Source organism: Streptosporangium sp. CA-115845, assembly GCF_050943795.1.
GTDB lineage: Bacteria > Actinomycetota > Actinomycetes > Streptosporangiales > Streptosporangiaceae > Streptosporangium.
Genome location: NZ_CP191988.1, coordinates 2671542 through 2690356 on the forward strand (window position 1 = coordinate 2671542; position 18815 = coordinate 2690356).

Below are 18815 nucleotides of genomic sequence, written 5' to 3' on the forward strand. Positions count from 1 at the left end.
ATGACCGTTCCGATCCGCCCTCGTGAACGTGACGCGCTGTTGCAGGCGCTGCGGGCGGGAGTAGTTCCTCGTGTCGGGCAGCGGCACGTTCAGGTGGGGCGTATCGCCGAGGTACAGGCGTTGGTCGCCGACGTCGAGCGGGTGGCCGACGGCGGCTCCGCCGTACGCTTCGTCGTCGGAGAGTTCGGCGCGGGTAAGACGTTCTTCCTCCATCTGGTGCGATCCATCGCGTTGGAGAAGAAGCTGGTCACAACGCATGCCGATCTCAATCCTGACCGTCGCCTGCACTCCACGGGAGGACAGGCGCGCAGCCTGTACGCCGAGCTGATGCGCAACATGGCCACCCGTGCCAAGCCCGACGGGGGAGCCCTTTCTGGAGTCGTCGAGCGCTTCGTCTCCACCGCACTGGCCGAGGCGCAGCAGAACGGTGCCGACCCCGGACACGTCATCAGGACTAGGCTCGCCGACCTTTCCGAGCTGACCGGAGGTTACGACTTCGCCGAGGTCGTCGGCGCCTACTGGCGCGGCCACGACACGGGGAACGAGCAGCTCAAGGTCGCGGCGGTGCGCTGGCTGCGCGCCGAGTACTCCACGAAGACCGAGGCCAGGGCCGCGCTCGGGGTGCGGACGATCATCGACGACTCGACTTTCCACGATCATCTGAAGCTGATGAGCCGGTTCGTCCGGCTGGCCGGGTACGACGGTCTGCTGGTCTGCCTGGACGAGATGGTCAACCTGTACAAGCTGGCGTCGACTCAGGCCCGCAATTCCAACTACGAGCAGGTCCTGCGCATCCTGAACGACACCCTGCAGGGCACGGCCGCCCACCTGGGCTTCGTGTTCGGCGGTACCCCCGAGTTCCTCACCGACACCCGGCGTGGCCTCTACAGCTACCCGGCCCTGCAGTCGCGGCTGGCTGAGAACGCTTTCGCCGCGGGTGACCTGATCGACCACTCGGGCCCGGTGTTGCGGCTCGTCCCGCTGTCGCAGGAGGATCTCTACGTCCTGCTGACCAAGCTTCGGCATGTCCACGCCTTCGGTGACCCGATCGGACACCTGCTCTCGGACGACGCGCTGCTGGCCTTCATGCAGCACTGTGCCAAACGGCTCGGTGAGGCCTACTTCAGAACGCCCCGCATGACGATCAAGGCGTTCTGTGATCTGCTCGCCGTACTCGATCAGAACCGCGGCATCGATTGGCGGCAGATCCTGCCGTCGGTCGAGCTGCCCAAGGAGGACAACCCTGACCTGGCACCCTTAGCCGGATACGACGAGCACAATGATGACGACCTCTCCTCCTTCCGGCTCTGAACCTGCCGCCTCGACGGCGTTTGAGCTGCTGCACCCGAAGGTCCAGAGATGGATCTGGCAGCAGGAATGGCTGGAGCTCCGTGATGCCCAGGAGGCGGCCACGGCTCCGCTGCTGGGCGGCGACATCGATGTGCTCATCGCCGCCGCCACGGCGTCGGGCAAGACCGAGGCCGCCTTCCTGCCCATCTGCTCCACGCTCGTCGGGAACCCGCCGGAGAGGCCGGGCTTCTCGGTGGTCTACATCAGCCCGCTCAAGGCGTTGATCAATGATCAATACGGCAGGCTGGACCAGCTGTGCGAGCACTTGGAGATTCCCGTCGCGAGGTGGCACGGCGACGTCGGCGGGGACCGCAAGCGCAAACTGGTGGACCATCCAGAGGGAATCCTGCTCATCACCCCGGAGTCCCTTGAAGCGCTGTTCGTCACGCGCGGGTGGAAGATGTCCCACATCGCCAAGGCGCTGCGCTACGTCGTGATCGACGAGCTGCACTCCTTCATCGGCACCGAGCGCGGCGCCCAGCTCCAGTCCCTCATGCACAGGCTCGACCTGGCAGCACATCGTCACCTGCCCCGTGTCGGGCTGTCGGCGACGCTCGGCGACATGGACGCGGCAGCGGAGTTTCTCCGCCCAGGCGGGGGCCGGCGGGTGCGGCTGGTGGTGTCAGAGGCCGACGGGCAGGAACTCCGGCTTCGGGTGCACGGTTACGTGGAGACCGCACCCGATCCAGAGGACGAGGAAACAGGTGACAGCGGTCGGCTCGCGATCGCCGAGGACCTGTTCGCCACGCTGCGTGGATCCCACAATCTGATCTTCACCAACTCTCGCAACGCGGTGGAGCACTACACCGACCTGCTGGCCCGCCGCTGTCAGGAGTCCGGCGTGCCCAACGAGTTCGTACCGCACCACGGCAACCTCTCCAAGGACATTCGGGAGGACACCGAGAGCAGGCTCAAGGACCGCTCCCGGCCCGCCATCGCGATCTGTACCTCCACCTTGGAGATGGGCATCGACATCGGTTCGGTGGCCTCCGTCGCCCAGGTCGGCGCGCCACCCGGGGTCGCCGCTCTCCGGCAGCGGCTCGGCCGTTCCGGGCGCCGCGGTGGCCCCGCCGTACTGCGGCTGTACGTCAGCGAGCCCGAGGTCACCGTCGCCACGCCGCCTGCCGAGGAGCTCCGCGCCCAGCTCGTCCAGGCCGTCGCGAGCATCGAGCTGCTGCTCGCCCGCTGGTACGAGCCGCCCCGTCCGGCCGCACCGCACCTGTCGACCCTCATCCAGCAGGTACTGTCGCTTATCGCCCAGCACGGGGGAGTCACCCCAAAGGACGCCCACCGCACGCTCTGCGTGGAGGGCCCCTTCCGGGCCGTTGACGCGCCTACCTTCGCGGCCCTGCTGCGCGATCTCGGCTCCCGCGATCTCGTACGGCAGGAGTCCGACGGCCTGCTCATCCACGGACAGGTCGGCGAGCGACTGGTGAACCACTACACCTTCTACGCCGCCTTCGCCTCACCCATCGAGTATCGAGTCGTCACGGCAGGCCGAACTCTGGGCACGCTCCCCATGGAGCAACCCCTGCCCGAGGGCGCCCTCCTCATCTTCGCCGGCCGCCGTTGGCAGGTTGTCCGTATTGACACGCAGGCCAAGGTCATCGAGGTCGCACGATCATCCGGCGGGCGTCCGCCGCGGTTCACCGGCGCGGGCCCCGACGTGCACGACCGGGTCAGGGTCGAGATGCGCCGCATCTATGAGGATTCGGCCGTCCCCGTCTATCTCGATACGACCGCTCAGACGTTGCTCGGCGAAGGGCGTGACGCCTATCGGAGGTTTCGGCTCCGCGAGACTCCGTTGGTCCGTTGGGGCAACGACACTGTGCTCTTCCCGTTCGGCGGCGATGTCATCATGACCACCATCGCTCTGTCACTCCTCGCTGAGGGCGTGGCCGTTGAACGGCAAGGAGTCGGCCTCCTGCTGGCGGGCGTTTCGCTGGGGGAGACAGGGGATCTGCTGGAGAAACTGGCCGCCGACGCGCCTCCGGAGATCGACACGTTGGCGCGCCTGGTTCCGGACAAGAGGGTGGAGAAGTACGACGGCCTGCTCGGCGAGCAATTACTGGCCAGAGCCTACGCCGCCCGGAGTCTCGACATACCCGCGGCATGGCAGGCGCTGCGTGCCCTCGCCGCTGCGGCGACAGTGTGAGCCGGGTGCGGGGTTTGGCATGAGGCGGAGCCGGCCGCTTCGGGTCGGCATCGGCTCGTACACCAGTGCGCGCAGTTCCTCCAGGGCCGCTCGCGTGGGATGCCCGGAATCCAGCACCCGCCGTCCCGTCGCCTCCCGGGAGTGAGGAGCCGGGCGGCGTTGACGTTCTGCGTGTGGAAGTTTGACCGCAGGACAGGGCCGATGCCCGCCTTCTTGCTGGATCGCCCACGTGCTCGGCGCGTGGGCGGGGGAGTCAGCCGGGACGCTCGTCGGAACGTCGGGCGAGTGCCAACGGCGCGTGCCGACGGCGGCATAGATTGTCCACATGATCAGTGCGTGGGCGGTGGAGGCGGTCGCCCTGCTGGACGCGGAGATGGAGCGGACGCCTGTCACGCCGTTGCGCCGGTTCCCGTTGCCCGCCGGGTGGGAGGTGCGGCTGTGGATGAAGGACGAGTCGGCGCAGCCGACGGGGAGTCTCAAACACCGGCTGGCGCGTGCCCTGTTCCGCCAGGCGATCGCCTCGGGCCGGATCGCGGAGGGCAGCACGGTGGTGGAGGCCACCGGGGGTGCGATGGCGGTCGCCCAGGCCTACTTCGCCCGGTTGCTCGGCCTGCCGTACATCGCGGTGATGCCCAGGAGGTCCTCGGGGGAGGGCGTCGAACGGCTGGGCGGGACATGCCGGTACGTCGATCCGCCCCTGGCCATCTACGGCGAGGCCAGGGAGCTTGCCGATCGGATCGGCGGCCACTACCTGGACCACTACGTCTCGGCTGCGGCCGTCGACTGGCACGGGGGGAGTCTGGCCGAAGAGCTGTTCGGGCAGGTGGGGGAGTGCCCGCACTGGGTGGTCGTCGGCGCGGGCACCGGCGCCACCTCCGCCGCCGTCGGCCGTCGCCTGCGCACCCATGAGCTGCCGGGCCGACTGGCCGTGGTCGATCCGGAGAACTCCGCCTACTTCCCGGGCTGGGTGAGCGGCGCCGCCGACTACAGCACCGGGATGCCGTCTCGGATCGAGGGGATCGGCCGGCCGCGGATGGAGCCGGGGTTCGTCCCCGATCTCGTCGACCTGGTCGTCCCGGTGCCGGACGCCGCCAGCGTGGCCGCCGCCCGCCGGGTGCGCCGGGACACCGGGCTGACGGTCGGTGGTGCCACGGGCGCGAACCTATGGGGTGCGCTGGAACTCGTCACGCGGATGCGTGCCCAGGGCATCCGCGGTGATGTGGTGACCGTGATCGGCGACGCGGGCGCGCGTCACCTGCGGACCTGCCATGACGACGGCTGGGCGGAGGGCAAGGGGTTGGACTGGCGGCCGCACGCGGCGCGGCTGGAACGCCTGCTCGACCACGGGGAGTCCTGGACGATCCCTTGAAACACGTGGGCGTCCCGCCGCCATCGGAGTCAGTTGCCGGAAAGGCGACCAGGTGGCCATCCTGGACGAGGGCATCTCTTTCAACCCGCCGGGCGGAGTGCGTCACACCGTTCTGGACGGATGGGGCGGATAGCTCGCCCGAAATAGATAGGTTAGCCTAACCTAATTAGGAGAGCCTGGCCGGGTCCAGTCAATTTCGACAAGCCAGACATCCCACGGCCGGGGGCGCGCTATCGGATCAAGGTGTCATGACCGGCTGTACGCCGAACTCACTCGCCGTCGGCCCACTGGATATGAATCCGGCCAACCTTTACGGAAAGGTCACTCACCTGGGAGACCGAGTTGGGCGCGCAACTCTGACTGATCGAAGTAGAGGCGCAGGCTCACGATGAGCCCGTCCTCAATCGTGCAGACGTAGCAGCAGCGTATCGACACGCGGCGACCTGTCGCCGTGATCACTTGCCCATCGGGCAACATGTACGGCCCCATATGGGTGCCCACCATCAACAGCTCGTCGATCGCCACATCATCGACGTCAAACGACTCCACGACCACCGCGTGAACGTCCGGAAAGGCTTCCCAGAACTGTCTTAGGTATGAGGCGAGTTCTTCGTGCCCTTGGGACAGGCCTTCTGGGCTGACGGTCACCCCGATCGGACTGACGGTGCGCAGCAGCGCGTCCATGTCATGGGTGTTGAACGCGGCGGTGTACCTGTCGCGCACTTCCCGGGCATCGGTCATGGTGTCGCCCTTCTCGCCGCGAGTGGCTGCATACGACGCGGCTTTTTCTGCTCTGCCTGGCCGCCTCCCGAGGGAGGCCTGTGCTGTAGATTGCCGCGATGGTTGGGGCGGACACCTCACGGAACCCGCTGGGTCAGTGCCTGCGCTTCCTGCCGCGGCCACTGGGGCGGCCACGGGAGCCGGGCGCGGGGCTTGGTACGAGGTGGAGCCGGTGGCTCCGGGCCAGCATCGGCTCGTACACCAGGGTGCGCAGCTCTTCCAGGGCCGCCCGGGTGGGATGCCCCGAATCCAGCACCTCCGCCATGAACTCGGGCGCGTCCCTGCCCGCCGACTCGCGGAGCTGCTCCATGACGGCCTCGGGGCCGCCCAGCTCCAGCAGGTTGATCAACCCCTCGGCGAGTAGCAGTGAGTACTCATCGGGGCTGAGATCCTCGGGGCGCAGCTCTCCGGTCTCCAGGAGGGCGGTCAGGACGACGGGCCCCAGCGTCGGATCATGCCGGAGCCCCGCCCGCATCGACCGGCCGCCGGGGAGCGTCTCCGCCAGGGTGGTGAGCATGGCGGAGGCGCGGGTACGGAAGGGGCAGGCGCGTACGGCGTCCAGGAGCGGCTCGACGTCGTCTCCGTGCGCCGCCAGCCAGCCTTCGAGCTCGGCCGCCGCCGTCTCCTGGGTGTAGTGCTGGGCGAGCACCCCCAGCAGTTCGGCCGCCGTGGCGTCCGCCAGCTCCCCGAGCAGCGGGGCGTCCCGCCCGTCGGCGAGCAGCCGCTCCCGTACGGCTCGGGTGCCCAGCGGCGTCAGCCGTACCAGCGGGCCCGGCTCCGCCAGGCGCGGCAGGAGCCGGGCGCGTGCCTCGGGCGGCAACGGCAGGTCGTCCTCGCCGAACTCGCCGAACTCGCCGGGACGCAGGTCGCTGGAGTACAGCTCGTCGGGCATGCCGTGGCTCGGCTCGACGGCACCGAGGCCGGCAAGGGCGTCGAACACCGCGAGCAGGTCCCCCTCGGCCCGGCGGCGCCAGATGTCCTGACGGAAGCCGTCCTCCTCGGGGTCGAGCACAAAGTACTCCTGGCAGGCCAGCCAGACGGTCTCCTGCAGCCGGGCCACGGGCATCGGGATCGGCATGCCGTACATCGCGTTCAGCACGTCGGGCAGCAGCAGGTCGAACGCCGTGGCGAGCATCGAGGAGCCGGGCCCCCTGAAGGTGGGCGCGCAGATCTCGGTGCCCAGCTCGAAGACCGCCTCGAACGCGCGCCGCCACAGCGCCTCCGGGTCACGCAGGAGGGGGGCGGCCTTGGCCACCGGGACCAGGTGGCCCTTGCGCACTCGCACCAGGCCGGTCTTCTTCGCCCACGCCAGCAGGAGGCTCACCCGGGGCAGCTCGGCGGAGCTGCGCACCCGCAGATCCTGCTCCCCGGTGCCCAGCAGCGCCGCCAGCTCGCGGGCGTCGGCCAGCCGCAGGTTTCCGGTCTTGGTGAGGGGCCGCCCGCCCGTCCCCACCCAGCCGGTCAGGGCGATCAGCTGCCGTACGACCTCGCTTTGGGCGGCCTCGGCGGCGAGTTCGGCGGTGGGAGGGAGGGCGACGGGAGCCTGGGGGAAGGCCCGCTCGTCGTCGGGGCCGGAACCGGCGAACTCGGCCCAGAGAAGCTTGTCGAGCACGTCGGCGTCGAACCGTATCCGGCCCGCGTCGACCTCGCGCTGGAATCCGGCCACGGCCCTTTCGTCGTCGAGGACGATGCCGTTGTCGAGGGCGGTCTGCGCCCAGAACTTGCCGATGCCCTGCCGGGCCGGGTCGGCCAGCGCGGCCGGATACTCCGCCGTGGCCTCGGCCACGGCCGCCTCCAGCTCAGCGAGGGAGGCGCCCCGAGGGTCGCGCAGGCCGGACGCGGCGAGGTAGCGCAGGAGCGTCAGCAGGTTTTCCGGCGCGGTGGCGAGGACATCCCGCTCGGCCGCGAGGTGCCGGGGGATCCATTCCAGCAGGAAACGCCGCACCTGTCGCGCGTCCCAGCAGGCCAGCCGTCCGTCGCGGCTGAGGTGCCGTGCGTCCAGGGCCGCTGCCAGCATCGCCTCCTCGGCCCGCAGGCCGTGCTCATCCGCCCAGGCGAGGCAGCGGCGGATCAGCAGGTCCTTCGCCGACTCGAACTCCTCGGCCTCCTCCGGATCGAAATGCGTCCGCACCATGAACCCAGTACTACCAGGTCGAGTCGCTCGCTCCCGCTGTTCGTGTCATGTCCCGGCCATTCCTTTCCGCAGGGACGGTGTGCGCGGGTCGGCGGCCAGGCCGGTCAGGAGGTCGTCGAGGACACGTTTCCCCTCGGCACGCACGTGCCGTCATCGCCGACAGCGTGGGATCCAACGGAGCCTGTACGGGGTGGGAGGGCGGGGACGTCCCGGTGGGGACGGCCCCGCCGGTCACGCGGGTCAGTTGTGGTTGTGCTCGTACATGCCCTTTTCCGGGATGGTGCTGGAGACCACGGCCTCGTAGGACTTGCCGCGGGGGTTGGGTCGGGGGTCGACGAGGCCGGCGCACTGGCCGCCGCCGGTGATCTGGTTGGACACCCCGGCGTTGGACAGTGCGGGCGTGTTGCCGCCGCAGGCGAGCGCGCCGCGGACGCCGGTGCCCGCCATCACGAGGGCGTCGACAGTGGTGTTGTCGTTCAGCACCGCAGCGCCCCTGAGGTCGGAGCCGGCGATGATCAGCTGGCCGGTGGTGCCGGAGATCGAGACAGCGCCGTTGACCTGGGCCTTGAGCAGGTGCACCTCGGCGGCGGCGGACGAGGTGACCGCTCCGTTGATCGTGCCGCCGGTCACCACCAGGGACGCGCCGGCGGAGACGGTCACCCCGCCGTTGATCCGGGCGTCGTTCAGGCAGGTGACGCCGGAGCGGGCAACGAGCGTCCCGTTCCTGGTGCCGGTGACCGTGGTGGTGCAGGCGGGCGGCGGCGCGAGGGTGGTGACCGTGAAGCTCCTGGCCGTGCCGTGGTTGCCGCTGGGGTCGATCGAGCGGTACTCGACGGTGTGCCTGCCGCGCGGCAGCTTGCCGAAGGTGAGGCTGTCGATGACGGTGCCGCTCTCGCTGAAGGTCCACGGCAGGTCGGCGGAGGTCGGCCAGCCGAAGTAGTTGAACCAGCCGTCGCCGTCCACCCGGGACTCGCTCACCACGTACCCGTCCTGGTCGTCGCCGCCGGTGAGCCTCATGGTGAAGGGGCCGTTGTAGACGTGGGTGTCGCCGGAGGCGACCAGCGGCTCGGAGAGCCGGTAGCCGGTGGTGGGCGGCGTGTTGTCGACGGTCCAGGACCGGGTGTCGCCGCCGGAGGTGGCGGTGAGGGTGTGGTTGCCGGGGGTGAGGGTGAGCTCTCCCAGGTCCAGGTCCCCGTCGCTGTCGTCGAGTCGCTTGCCGTCCAGCGTCCAGGTGACGGCGGGGACGCTGTCGTCGGGGTGGGTGGTCTCGACGTAGACCACCTCGTCGTGGCCGACGGCCTGGTTGGTGGGTGTGGAGGAGAGCAGACCGGCGCCGACCGCGGCGGGGACGGTGGTCACGGTCGTGTCCACGGTCCAGGTGCGGGTCGCGGTGAGGGCGCCGGAGCGGATGGCCGGGTCCCGCACGAAGCCGGTCGGGTCGGTGACGGTCGCCTTGACGGTGTGCGTGCCGGCCGGCAGGTTCAGCGTGCGGAGGTCGAGCGCGGTCCGGCCGCCCGGCAGTTCGGTGCCGTCGACGCTCCAGGTGGTGGTCAGCGAGTGGCTGTTGGGGTGCAGCGGCTCCACCCAGAGCACCCGGTCGGCGCCGACCGGCGACGTGGTGGGCGTGCCGTCCTGGATGAGGCCGGTCTTGGCGGAGATCTTCTGGGTCATGATCTCGCGGCTTACCTGGTCGTAGTAGTAGCCGAGTGTCCTCATGATGGAGTGCTCGCTGGGCCGCCAGACGCCTTTGCCGAAGTACAGGCCGCCCTCGTGGCGGCCGATGGTGCCGCCCGCCTCGCTCGGCTCGCCCAGCCAGCGCCACCACTTCTTCCGCTGGTCGGCGATCTGCTGCTCGGTCAGCAGGGTGTGGTGTACGGAGCTCGGCTCGGCCCCGGCGTAGGTGCCGCCCTCCACGCCGCGCGTGTAGTAGGTGTACTCGTCCTGCAGGCCGCCCAGCGAGTGGCCGATCTCGTGCGGCGCGATGAGGGCCGACATCGAGTTGTGGCCGGAGGAGGTGGCGTAGGCGCCGCCCGCTCCGCCGTAGGTTCCGCTGTTGCCCAGGGCCAGGATCTGCCGGTTGGCGCTGCTGGTCCCGGCCACCAGGTTGGCGTACGTGTTGGCCGCCGAGTTGCTCATGGTGATCAGCCGCTGGACGCTGGCGGGGTTGCAGCCGCCCCAGAAGGCCATGCTCAGCGGGGTGTTCTTCTTGCCGGAGGCCAGGTCGGGGTCACAGCCGATGCCGGACTCGCCGGAGACGATGTCCACCCGGTAGACGTTGAAGTAGTTGCGGTAGGACTTGTACGGCTCGATGGACCACATCACGTTGAGCTGCTGATCGGTGTCGGCGGCGAACGTGGACTGCTCGTTCTCGGTGTAGCCGTCGCCCATGATGATCAGATTGAACCGCTTGGCCGGGGCTCCGGTGACCTGGAGCGGCACCACGGTGGCGCTGCCGACGGCGGCGCCGGCGGCGTTGGCGGGGGCTACCGGTGTGAGCAGGGCGGCGGTCATCGAGACGGCCGCCAAGGCGGTGAGCGGCCTGGTGATACGCATGGTGGGGGGAACCTCCAGGGGACAGCCGGGGCGGCCCCGCACGGCTGTGCGTCGGCGCCCCGGGTATTCATCTCAAACGAGGGTTTATGGGCTCATTTGGTGGAGCAGCGGGCGCTCACCCAAGGCGCCCGGGGACCGGCGCGGACCTCGGTCCCGGTACGGCCCGCGGGCCGTACCGGGAGGGGAGATCAGCGCTCCCCGCGCGAGGGGAGCATGTCGTCGTCGGGGAGGGACGGCACGGCGCGGGTGTTGACGGTGACGTTGTCGGACACCCCGGCCCAGCGCCTGAGCGTCGCCGTCGCCGCGTCACGCTCGGCGGGGCTCAGCTGGGCGATGTTCGCGTTGTGGTTGGCGCCGGGGGCGACGTACAGATGGGAGTCGTTCCGGCTGGGCGTGAACCGCTCCGCGCTCCACGGGTCGTTCTCGCCGTAGATGAACATCATCTGGCTCGCGTCCGTACGCACCCAGTGGTCCACGTCGAGCATCGGCTTCGGGTCGTGCCCGGTGCGCAGTTCGGCGGGGAGCACCGAGTTGGGCTGGTACAGCTTGGGGTATCTGGTCAGGCCGCGCAGGTGCGCGAACTTCAGGTCGGGCCAGCCGAGCTGGCTCGCCGCCTGGTAGTAGTACGGGGCGTAGTAGTTGATGCCCTGGTCGGTGTAGAAGGAGAAGCCCGCGATGTCGTCGATCCACGCGTAGATCTCGTCGTCGGAGGCGGTGGCGGCCGGCACCTTCGCGCAGTCGGACACCCTGGCGTACTGCCAGAACGCCCAGACCGTGTCGATGATCGTCATCTCGAACGACCGGTCGGCGGTGCCCAGGGTCTTCTCGAAGGTGGCCCCGTCGCGCGCGGCGGCCTCCACCAGCTTCGGAACCAGCCGCTCGCGCCGCTTGAGCGCCTCGATCTGCACGTTGTCCAGCGCGGTACGGCAGGCCTGGTCGGCCACGTTCGCGAAGAAGTCGTCGTAGGCGTGGTCGGACGGGTTGGCCCGGTCGTTCGGCGCGACGTAGGCCACCACGCCGTCCACGTCACCGGGGTAGAACCGCCGGTGGTAGACCGAGGTCATGCCGCCCTTGCTCGCGCCGGTCTGGATCCACTTCCCCGAGTAGACCGTCTTGAGCGCCTCGACGATCCGGTGCTCGTCACTGGCCTCCTGCCAGATGTCGAGTTTTCTCCAGTCCGCCGGGTCCGGGCGGGAGTTCCGGAAGAACCGGTGCTCCACCGAGACCTGATTGGCGCCGAGCAGCCGGGTCGGCTCGGTCTGGGAGGCGCCGGGGTTGACCGGCAGGCCGTACCCGCCGGTGAAGAGCACGACCGGCGCGTCGGCGGACCGGTGCAGCAGGGTGAATCGCTGCTCGTACGTGCCCTTGTCCGGATGGCGGTGGTCGATGGGCTGGGTGAGCCGCAGGACGAAGAACCGGTAGCCGGTCGGCCGGGTCTCCGAGACCACGGTCAGTCCGGGGATGGCGGTGAGCTTGCCGAGGAGTTCGTCCTCGACCGGTGCGGCGAGGGACGCGAGGCCGGGTTCCGCCGCCGCGGCGGGGGTGACCCCGGCCACGCCGATCGAGCCGGCGGTGAGGACCGCCAGCATGAGAGCGGGGAGTGCGCGCACTGATATGTCTCCTTCTGACACATGAAGTGTCGAAGGAGGCTATCGATCATGTTTTGTCGGTGGTAGTCCTGATTTCCATAATTCCAGTGTTATGGGAGTGTCTGTAGTAGTTGGTCTGGAATGCCGACGCTCCGCCGGCCCAGGGCGCCGGGAAGGCCGGTCACGACTTCGCGTACAGGGCCTGCCAGTAGTAGCTCCACGGGGTTCCCCAGCCGTCCGCGATGAGTCGCCAGTCGTCGCCGGGCTGGTACACCTCGACGAAACGCTCGGACTGCGCCTGGACCACCGCGCTGTCGTGCACGTCGATGATCTCGCGGAGCAGGCCGGATTGGAGGGCCTGCTGGACCACGGCCTGCCCCTCGTAGTGTCCGTCCAGGTCCGGGTCCAGGTACTTGCCGACCGGGTTCTTCGTGTAGAAGTGCGTGGCGATGCCGTCGATGAGGGAGAGGTAGTTCCTGACCGTGTCCGCGGGCATCTCGGCGAACGAGTCGATGTTGACGCACAGGTCGAAGGGCTCGCCGCCGGAGAGGTCCTCCACCTCGTCGATCCCCAGGAACCTGATCTTCTCGAACTGCTCGCCGGTCAGGACGGCGCGCAGATACTCGCGGGAGAGCCTCAGGCAGTTCTCCAGGTCGATGATGTGGTATTCCGCGACATCGTGGTTCGACAGGATGGCGTGGCAGGACCGGCCGTACCCGGCGCCGATCTCCAGGATCCGCGCGCCGTCCATTTTCACGGACCGTGCCATGAAATCGAGCTCAAGAACCGCCTGCAGATAGTCCAGGCAGATCGACTCACCCTCCAGGGTGACCGCGATGGGCTCTCCCAGCTGGCGGTTCCTGATCCGGAGCATGCGCTCCCAGTTCTCCGGTGACAACTGGAGGCCAAGGTTGTGAATGAGCGTCTTCAGATATCTCCGGCCGTTGACCTCGGGGTTCCAGAGGGCGAGCTTGTAGTTCACCCGGCTGGATTTGAAACGGCTCAGATCGGGGGCCTCGCCCAGGGCGAGATTGTTCTCGTTAATGTGCGCCCACTGAGGACTCTGGCCATATTTATGAGTCATCTGTCTGCTCTTTCCTGGAGCTCGGCGATTCAGGGTCCGCAGGGCGCCGCACCCACGTCCGCACGAGTATCGCGCACCGAACCGGCTCGCGCCTAGATCACTTCTCCGGCTCTCCCGGGGCCCGGAACCCCGGCACGCGGAGGCCCTCCGGGGCGGGCGGCGCCCGGTCCCGGCGTTGATCGCGGGCATGATCGTGACAGAGGGTTAATCGCGGCGCGGCCGAATGTCCAGGTCAGCACGGGGGCGCTACCCATGCGACGGCAAGATGTACTCACAGTTCCACAGGTTGTTGTCAAAAAATTTATCCAATTGTGACATATCAACTATAAGATCACGTTTCATGATCACGAATCTCCCCGTACCGGACGGACCGTCGGCTTGGCCGTGGCGTGGGGCTCCGGGCGTCGCGGCGCCGGACGGGAGGTTACCCGCGGTTGCCCGCTGACACGGTGGGTCTCGGTGAGCTAGGAATGATGTCACTGAACGAGACGCTCGCTGACCGGTTCGGAACGTGAAGGAATTCGGGATTGTCGATGCTTTTGCCGTTGGGTAAACGGATTCACCGTGGCGCCGGACCCGATGAAACCGCCAGTTTTCCACGAATAGCAGGCCGCCCGCTCCGCCCCCTCATCACAGCCCCGTCGAGAACGACCCCTGTCTGAGAATTCCACGAAGTGGGGAGTGGTTCACTCTGCCGCTGCGCAGGACCCGGGTCGCCAGACTAAACGAGGATGTAGTAAATGCTGGCATCGCAGCATCGCAGCGTACTTGATGTCCTGAAGGGGCTGCTCGCCGAGAGCGGCGCGGGAAACGGCCGTTTGGTGCTGGTCAGCGGGGGACTGGCAAGCGGGAAGACCGAGTTGCTGCACGAGTTCTCACGGGTCGCGGCCACCTCCGGCGCGTTGCTGCTCAGCGCCACCGGCTCCCTGGGGGAGAACACCCTGCAGGCGGGCATGATCGACCAGTTGTTCCACGGCGCGGGGCTGCCGCCGGAGGTCTCGGACCAGGTGTCACGGCTGATCCGGCGGCACACCGTGACGACCGGCGCCACCCGGCACGCCGAGGCCGAGGTCGTCCGCGAGATCGGCGATGTCCTGCTGGAGCTGTCCAGGGAGCACCCGGTGGTCGTCGGCGTCGACGCCGTCCATCTGGTGGACGGCCTCTCACTCCGGCTGCTGCTCTATCTGTGCCGCAGGATAAGCTCCGCCCGCATTCTGCTGATCATGAACGAGTGGGATCTGCCGCAGTCCACGATCCCGTCCTTCTCCGCCGAGGTCACCCGAGGGTTCCACCACAGGATCTGGCTGACCCCGCTGTCGATCGGTGACATCGCCGAGGTGCTGCCCCCGACGCTGGATCCGGCCGCCGCCGTCGCGCTCCAGCGGCTGAGCGGTGGGAACCCGATGCTGGTCAACGCCCTGATCGAGGATCATCGTGCCGGCCCCGGCGACCCGATCGCCGCAGGGGCGGCGTACGCCCAGGCGGTGATGGCGTGCCTGCACCGGTGGGAACCAGAGCTGCTCGGGGTGGCCCGGGCCCTGGCGGTCCTGGGGGAGCCGGGCTCGGCCGGGGTGACCGCCGGTCTGGCGGAGATCAGTCCGAAGGCCGCCGAGCGGGTGGTGGAGTCCCTGACCGAGGCGGGCCTGCTGGCCGACGGCTGGTTCCGGCACCCGGTGGCCGCCGCGGCGGTGCTGGACGGCATTGGTGCCGAGGAGCGTTCGTGCCTGCACGTCCGCGCGGCCGGGCTGCTGTACCAGCGCGGCATGTCCACCACGAAGATCGCGGGGCATTTCGTCGCCGCGGACCGGGCGCCGGAGGACTGGGCCACCGGGGTGCTGCGGGACGCGGCCGAGCAGGCGCTGGCCGGCAATGAGGTGGCCGTGGCCGTGCAGTGCCTGGAGCTGGCCCTGCGGTCCGTCCGCGACGAGAGTGAGCGTCTGGCGATAACGAAGGTGCTGGTCCGGGCGCTGTGGCGGGTCAACCCCTCGGCGGCCGCGCTGCACCTGCCGCTGCTGCGGGAGGCGCTGGAGAAGGGATGCCTGTTCGGCCAGGACGCGGCGGCCGTGGTGCGGCACTCGCTGTGGAACGGCGACGTGCAGACGGCGTCGAGGGCGATGGAGGCGCTGACCGCGACCCCCGATCTGCTGAACGTGCAGACCGCCGCCGAGCTGCACCTCACCTACCAGTGGTTCTACGGGACGTCGCGGGGTCCGCACGGGAGGTTCGACACCGCCTCCGCCTGGGGCGACGAGGCCCGCAGGATGACCTCGATCTGGACGCACGGCGACGGCGAGGTGGCGCTGGTGAGCGCCGAGAACATCCTGCAGAGCTGCCGGCTCGGCGAGACCACCCTGGAGGTGGTGGCCATCGCGGTACTGACCCTGATGTACGGGGGCAGGACGGAGCGGGCCACGCACTGGTGTGACGAGCTGATCGACGAGGCGGTCCGCAGCGGCGCGCTCACCTGGCAGGCCGTGCTCGGTGCGGTCCGGGCCGAGATCGCGTTCCGGCAGGGGGAGGTGGTGGTCGCCGCGGCCAGGGCGCAGGCCGCCCTGGAGCTGATGCAGGCGCAGAGCTGGGGCATCCTGATCGGCTACCCGAGGTCGACGCTGCTGCTGGCCCACACGGCGATGGGGCAGTACGAGGAGGGGGCCGAGCTGCTGCAGCAGCGGGTGCCCGACGAGATGTTCGCGACCCTGATCGGCCTGCGGTACCTGCACGCGCGCGGTCACTACTACCTGGCCACCGACCGGGTGCTCGCCGCGATCAGCGACTTCCAGACCTGCGGCAGGCTCATGCAGGACTGGGAACTCGACCGGCCGATGCTGGTTCCCTGGCGCAGCAACCTGGCCGAGGCGAACCTCCGGCTCAGCCGCTGGGGGGTGGCCCGCGACCTGGTGACGGAGCAGATGGCGCGGCTCAAGCCCATCGACCTGCGGACCCGGGGCATCTCCCTGCTGATCCTGGCCGCCGCCAGCACACCCGCGCGGCGTCCCGCGCTGCTGCGCGAGGCGGTGGAGTGCCTGCGGACGGTGGGCGACCGGCTGCTGCTGTCCCGGGCGCTGACCGATCTGGGCGCCGCTCTGCAGCAACTCGGTGAGAGCGACGAGGCCCAGCCGCTGACCTGCCAGGCGATGCGGGAGGCCGCGATCTGCTACTCCGGCGTGCTGCCCCTGCGGCTCAGCCGGAGCTGGAGCACCGGCCCCGTCCTGCAGGACCCGGGGGAGGCCGCCGAGGAGACGAACCCGCTGGCGCTCAGCGACTCGGAGTGCAGGGTGGCGGAACTGGCCGCGCTCGGGCACACCAACCGGGAGATAAGCCGGACGCTGCACATCACGGTGAGCACCGTCGAGCAACATCTGACCCGCGTCTACCGGAAACTGGGCGTGAAGAGCCGGGCCGATCTGCCCCCGGAGCTCGCGCTCCCCGACCGGCGGGGGTCCGCCAGGCCGCCCGAGACGGGAGCGGGAGCCAAGTCGGGCATGCGGGGAATCGCACAGTGAACAGTTCGCCCAATCTCAGGAGCCACATATGTCAGTCACCTCGCCGTGCCGGATCTGTTCGGGCACGGTTCGCGAGTTCCTCGATTTCGGCAGGCAGCCCCTCTCCGACGCGTTCCTGAGGCCGGAGGACCTCGATGGGGAGTTCTTCTTCACCCTCGCCGTCGGGATCTGTGAATCGTGCACGATGGTGCAGCTCATGGAGGAGGTGCCGCGTGACCACATGTTCCACGAGAGCTATCCGTACCTCTCCTCGGGGTCGGCCGTCATGCGCGAGCACTTCCAGGCGATCGCCAAGCATTTTCTGGACACCGAGTTCACCGGCCCCGACCCGTTCATCGTCGAGCTCGGCTCGAACGACGGCACCATGCTCCAGGTGATCGCCGAGTCGGGCGTCCGTCACCTGGGGGTGGAGCCGTCCGGCGGGGTGGCGGACCTGGCCGAGGCCAAGGGCATCCAGGTGCGCAAGGATTTCTTCGAGGAGGCGACCGCCGCCGACATCCTCGCCGACGAGGGACCGGCCGACGTCATCTACGCCGCCAACACGCTGTGCCACATCCCGTACATGGAGTCGATCATGCGCGGTGTCGACAGGCTGCTGTCGCACAGCGGGATCTTCGTGTTCGAGGACCCGTACTTCGCCGACATCCTGGAGCGCACCTCGTTCGACCAGATCTACGACGAGCACTTCTTCTTCTTCACGGTCCGTTCGGTCGGTGAGATGGCGCGGAGATTCGGATTCGAACTCGTCGACGCGGAGCGGCTCTCCGTGCACGGCGGCGAGGTCCGCTACACCCTGGCGCGCCCGGGGGCGAGACCGGTGAGTCAGGCCGTGACCGACCTGCTGGCCGAGGAGAGCGCGGCCGGGGTCACCGAGCCGGCCACGCTCGAAGGCTTCGCCTCCCGGGTCGGGCTCATCCGCGAGCAGCTGCCGGCGCTGCTGGGCGAGCTGCGGGAGCGGGGGGAGCGGGTCGTCGGATACGGCGCCACCGCCAAGAGCGCGACGGTGACGAACTACTGCGGCATCGGCCCCGAGCTGGTCCCCTTCGTCTGCGACACGACCGCGGGCAAGCAGGGCAGGCTCACGCCGGGGGCGCACATCCCGGTACGGAGCCCCGAGGCGTTCTCCGACCCCTACCCGGAGTACGCGCTGCTCTTCGCCTGGAACCACGCGCAGGAGATCATGGAGAAGGAGAAGGAGTTCCGCGAGGCGGGCGGCAAGTGGATCCTCTACGTTCCCGAGGTGCGCGTTGTCTGACCAGCCGCTGGTCGTGGTCCTGGGCGCCTCCGGTTTCGTGGGCTCCGCCCTCGTGGCGGAGCTGGCCGGGCGGGATGTCCGGCTGAGGCTGGTGGCACGGAGGCCCGCCGTGGTCCCCCCGGGCCACACGGCCGAGGCCGAGGCCGAGATTGAGGTTCGTACCGCGGACCTCACCGGCGCGGGCCAGGTCGCCGAGGCGATCGCCGGCGCCGACGTGGTGGTCAACCTGCTGCTCTACACCGGCGGCGGGACCTGGCGGGCGGCGGAGGACGAGGCGCCGGGCGAGCGGGTGAACGTCGGCGTGGTACGCGACATCGTCGCGGCCGTCCGGGCGGAACGCCGGGACGGCCCACCCCCCGTGGTCCTCTTTCCCGGCTCGACCTCCCAGGTCGGCCCGAGGGCGGAGGCCAGGATCGACGGCACCGAGCCGGACGCCCCGGTGACCGCCTACGACCGGCAGAAGCTGGCCGCCGAGCGGGAGCTGAAGGCCGCCACGGCGGAGGGCCTGCTGCGCGGGGTCACGCTCAGGCTCGGCACGGTGTTCGGCGGCCGGGTCTCCCCGACCGCCACCGACCGGGGGGTGGTGACCACCATGGTGCGCCGCGCGCTGGCGGGCGAGCCGCTGACCGTGTGGGGCGACGGGACGGCCGAGCGCGACCTGCTCTACGTCGAGGACGTGGCCGGCGCCTTCCTGGCCGCGCTCGACCACGCCGACTCCCTCGCGGGCCGGCACTGGCTCATCGGTACCGGCGGCGGCCGGAGCGTGCGCGACATCTTCACGGACGTCGCGGAGACCGTGGCCGCCAGGACGGGGGCGCCCGCGGTCCCGGTCGTCTCGGTGCCGGCGCCGCCGGACGCCACCGGGATGGACTTCCACAGCGTCGTCGCCGACCCGGTCGCCTTCCGCACGGTCACCGGGTGGCAGGCCCGGGTGCCGTTCCGCGAGGCGCTGGAGCGCACCGTCTCCTCGTTGACCCGCGGTGACGAGGTGCCGCTCTGACGGGTTTTGGGCGACCCCTATCTTGCTCGCGGGCGACCCCTAC

11 protein-coding genes are annotated in these 18815 nt (G+C 69.4%); 6 read left to right on the forward strand and 5 right to left on the reverse strand.

The annotated features are described in order from the left end of the window. The 3 genes from ACQP0P_RS14385 (at position 1) to ACQP0P_RS14395 (ending at position 4874) form a co-directional block, all read left to right on the forward strand. Positions 1-1311, forward strand: coding sequence for an ATP-binding protein (locus ACQP0P_RS14385; RefSeq protein WP_433381868.1), 1311 nt, complete (start codon positions 1-3; stop codon positions 1309-1311). Next, positions 1280-3505, forward strand: a complete 2226-nt coding sequence (locus ACQP0P_RS14390) for a DEAD/DEAH box helicase (protein ID WP_433376158.1) — start codon at positions 1280-1282, stop codon at positions 3503-3505. The genes ACQP0P_RS14385 and ACQP0P_RS14390 overlap by 32 nt, the downstream gene beginning before the upstream one ends. Before the next feature lie 325 nt (positions 3506-3830). Continuing rightward, complete coding sequence (locus tag ACQP0P_RS14395; RefSeq protein WP_433376161.1) at positions 3831-4874, forward strand: PLP-dependent cysteine synthase family protein; 1044 nt, start codon at positions 3831-3833, stop codon at positions 4872-4874. Between the two features lie 321 nt (positions 4875-5195). On the opposite strand, the gene ACQP0P_RS14400 is transcribed toward ACQP0P_RS14395, so the two are convergent. The 5 genes from ACQP0P_RS14400 to ACQP0P_RS14420 all read right to left on the reverse strand — a co-directional run bounded on the left by ACQP0P_RS14400 (position 5196) and on the right by ACQP0P_RS14420 (position 13014). Then, a complete protein-coding gene (locus ACQP0P_RS14400; RefSeq protein WP_433376164.1) occupies positions 5196-5615 on the reverse strand; it encodes an ester cyclase in 420 nt (139 codons plus the stop codon). A 133-nt stretch (positions 5616-5748) separates the two neighbouring features. Then, a complete protein-coding gene (locus tag ACQP0P_RS14405; RefSeq protein ID WP_433376167.1) occupies positions 5749-7788 on the reverse strand; it encodes a hypothetical protein in 2040 nt (679 codons plus the stop codon). A 240-nt stretch (positions 7789-8028) separates the two neighbouring features. Beyond that, a complete protein-coding gene (locus tag ACQP0P_RS14410; RefSeq protein WP_433376170.1) occupies positions 8029-10341 on the reverse strand; it encodes a M64 family metallopeptidase in 2313 nt (770 codons plus the stop codon). 188 nt (positions 10342-10529) lie between these two features. Continuing rightward, the gene (locus tag ACQP0P_RS14415) at positions 10530-11951 is read right to left on the reverse strand and encodes a S28 family serine protease (RefSeq protein ID WP_433376173.1); all 1422 of its coding nucleotides are present in this window, start codon (positions 11949-11951) and stop codon (positions 10530-10532) included. A 160-nt stretch (positions 11952-12111) separates the two neighbouring features. Then, a complete protein-coding gene (locus ACQP0P_RS14420) occupies positions 12112-13014 on the reverse strand; it encodes a putative sugar O-methyltransferase (protein WP_433376176.1) in 903 nt (300 codons plus the stop codon). A gap of 740 nt (positions 13015-13754) precedes the next feature. Between ACQP0P_RS14420 and ACQP0P_RS14425 the strand changes: the two genes are divergently transcribed. From ACQP0P_RS14425 to ACQP0P_RS14435, 3 genes are read left to right on the forward strand one after another with little or no spacing between them, the layout of a single operon-like run. Beyond that, positions 13755-16517, forward strand: a complete 2763-nt coding sequence (locus tag ACQP0P_RS14425; protein ID WP_433376179.1) for a LuxR C-terminal-related transcriptional regulator — start codon at positions 13755-13757, stop codon at positions 16515-16517. A gap of 28 nt (positions 16518-16545) precedes the next feature. Then, complete coding sequence (locus ACQP0P_RS14430) at positions 16546-17772, forward strand: methyltransferase domain-containing protein (protein ID WP_433376182.1); 1227 nt, start codon at positions 16546-16548, stop codon at positions 17770-17772. Next, positions 17765-18772: an NAD-dependent epimerase/dehydratase family protein gene (locus tag ACQP0P_RS14435; protein ID WP_433376185.1), complete on the forward strand. Its 1008-nt coding sequence runs from the start codon at positions 17765-17767 to the stop codon at positions 18770-18772. The genes ACQP0P_RS14430 and ACQP0P_RS14435 overlap by 8 nt, the downstream gene beginning before the upstream one ends. Positions 18773-18815 lie beyond the last annotated feature (43 nt).

Excerpts from the sequence above, each read along its gene's own strand:
- ACQP0P_RS14385 (WP_433381868.1), top strand. The coding sequence starts at position 1 with ATGACCGTTCCGATCCGCCCTCGTGAACGTGACGCGCTGTTGCAGGCG.
- ACQP0P_RS14390 (WP_433376158.1), top strand. The coding sequence starts at position 1,280 with ATGATGACGACCTCTCCTCCTTCCGGCTCTGAACCTGCCGCCTCGACG.
- ACQP0P_RS14395 (WP_433376161.1), top strand. The coding sequence starts at position 3,831 with ATGATCAGTGCGTGGGCGGTGGAGGCGGTCGCCCTGCTGGACGCGGAG.
- ACQP0P_RS14400 (WP_433376164.1), bottom strand. The coding sequence starts at position 5,615 with ATGACCGATGCCCGGGAAGTGCGCGACAGGTACACCGCCGCGTTCAAC.
- ACQP0P_RS14405 (WP_433376167.1), bottom strand. The coding sequence starts at position 7,788 with ATGGTGCGGACGCATTTCGATCCGGAGGAGGCCGAGGAGTTCGAGTCG.
- ACQP0P_RS14410 (WP_433376170.1), bottom strand. The coding sequence starts at position 10,341 with ATGCGTATCACCAGGCCGCTCACCGCCTTGGCGGCCGTCTCGATGACC.
- ACQP0P_RS14420 (WP_433376176.1), bottom strand. The coding sequence starts at position 13,014 with ATGACTCATAAATATGGCCAGAGTCCTCAGTGGGCGCACATTAACGAG.
- ACQP0P_RS14425 (WP_433376179.1), top strand. The coding sequence starts at position 13,755 with ATGCTGGCATCGCAGCATCGCAGCGTACTTGATGTCCTGAAGGGGCTG.
- ACQP0P_RS14430 (WP_433376182.1), top strand. The coding sequence starts at position 16,546 with ATGTCAGTCACCTCGCCGTGCCGGATCTGTTCGGGCACGGTTCGCGAG.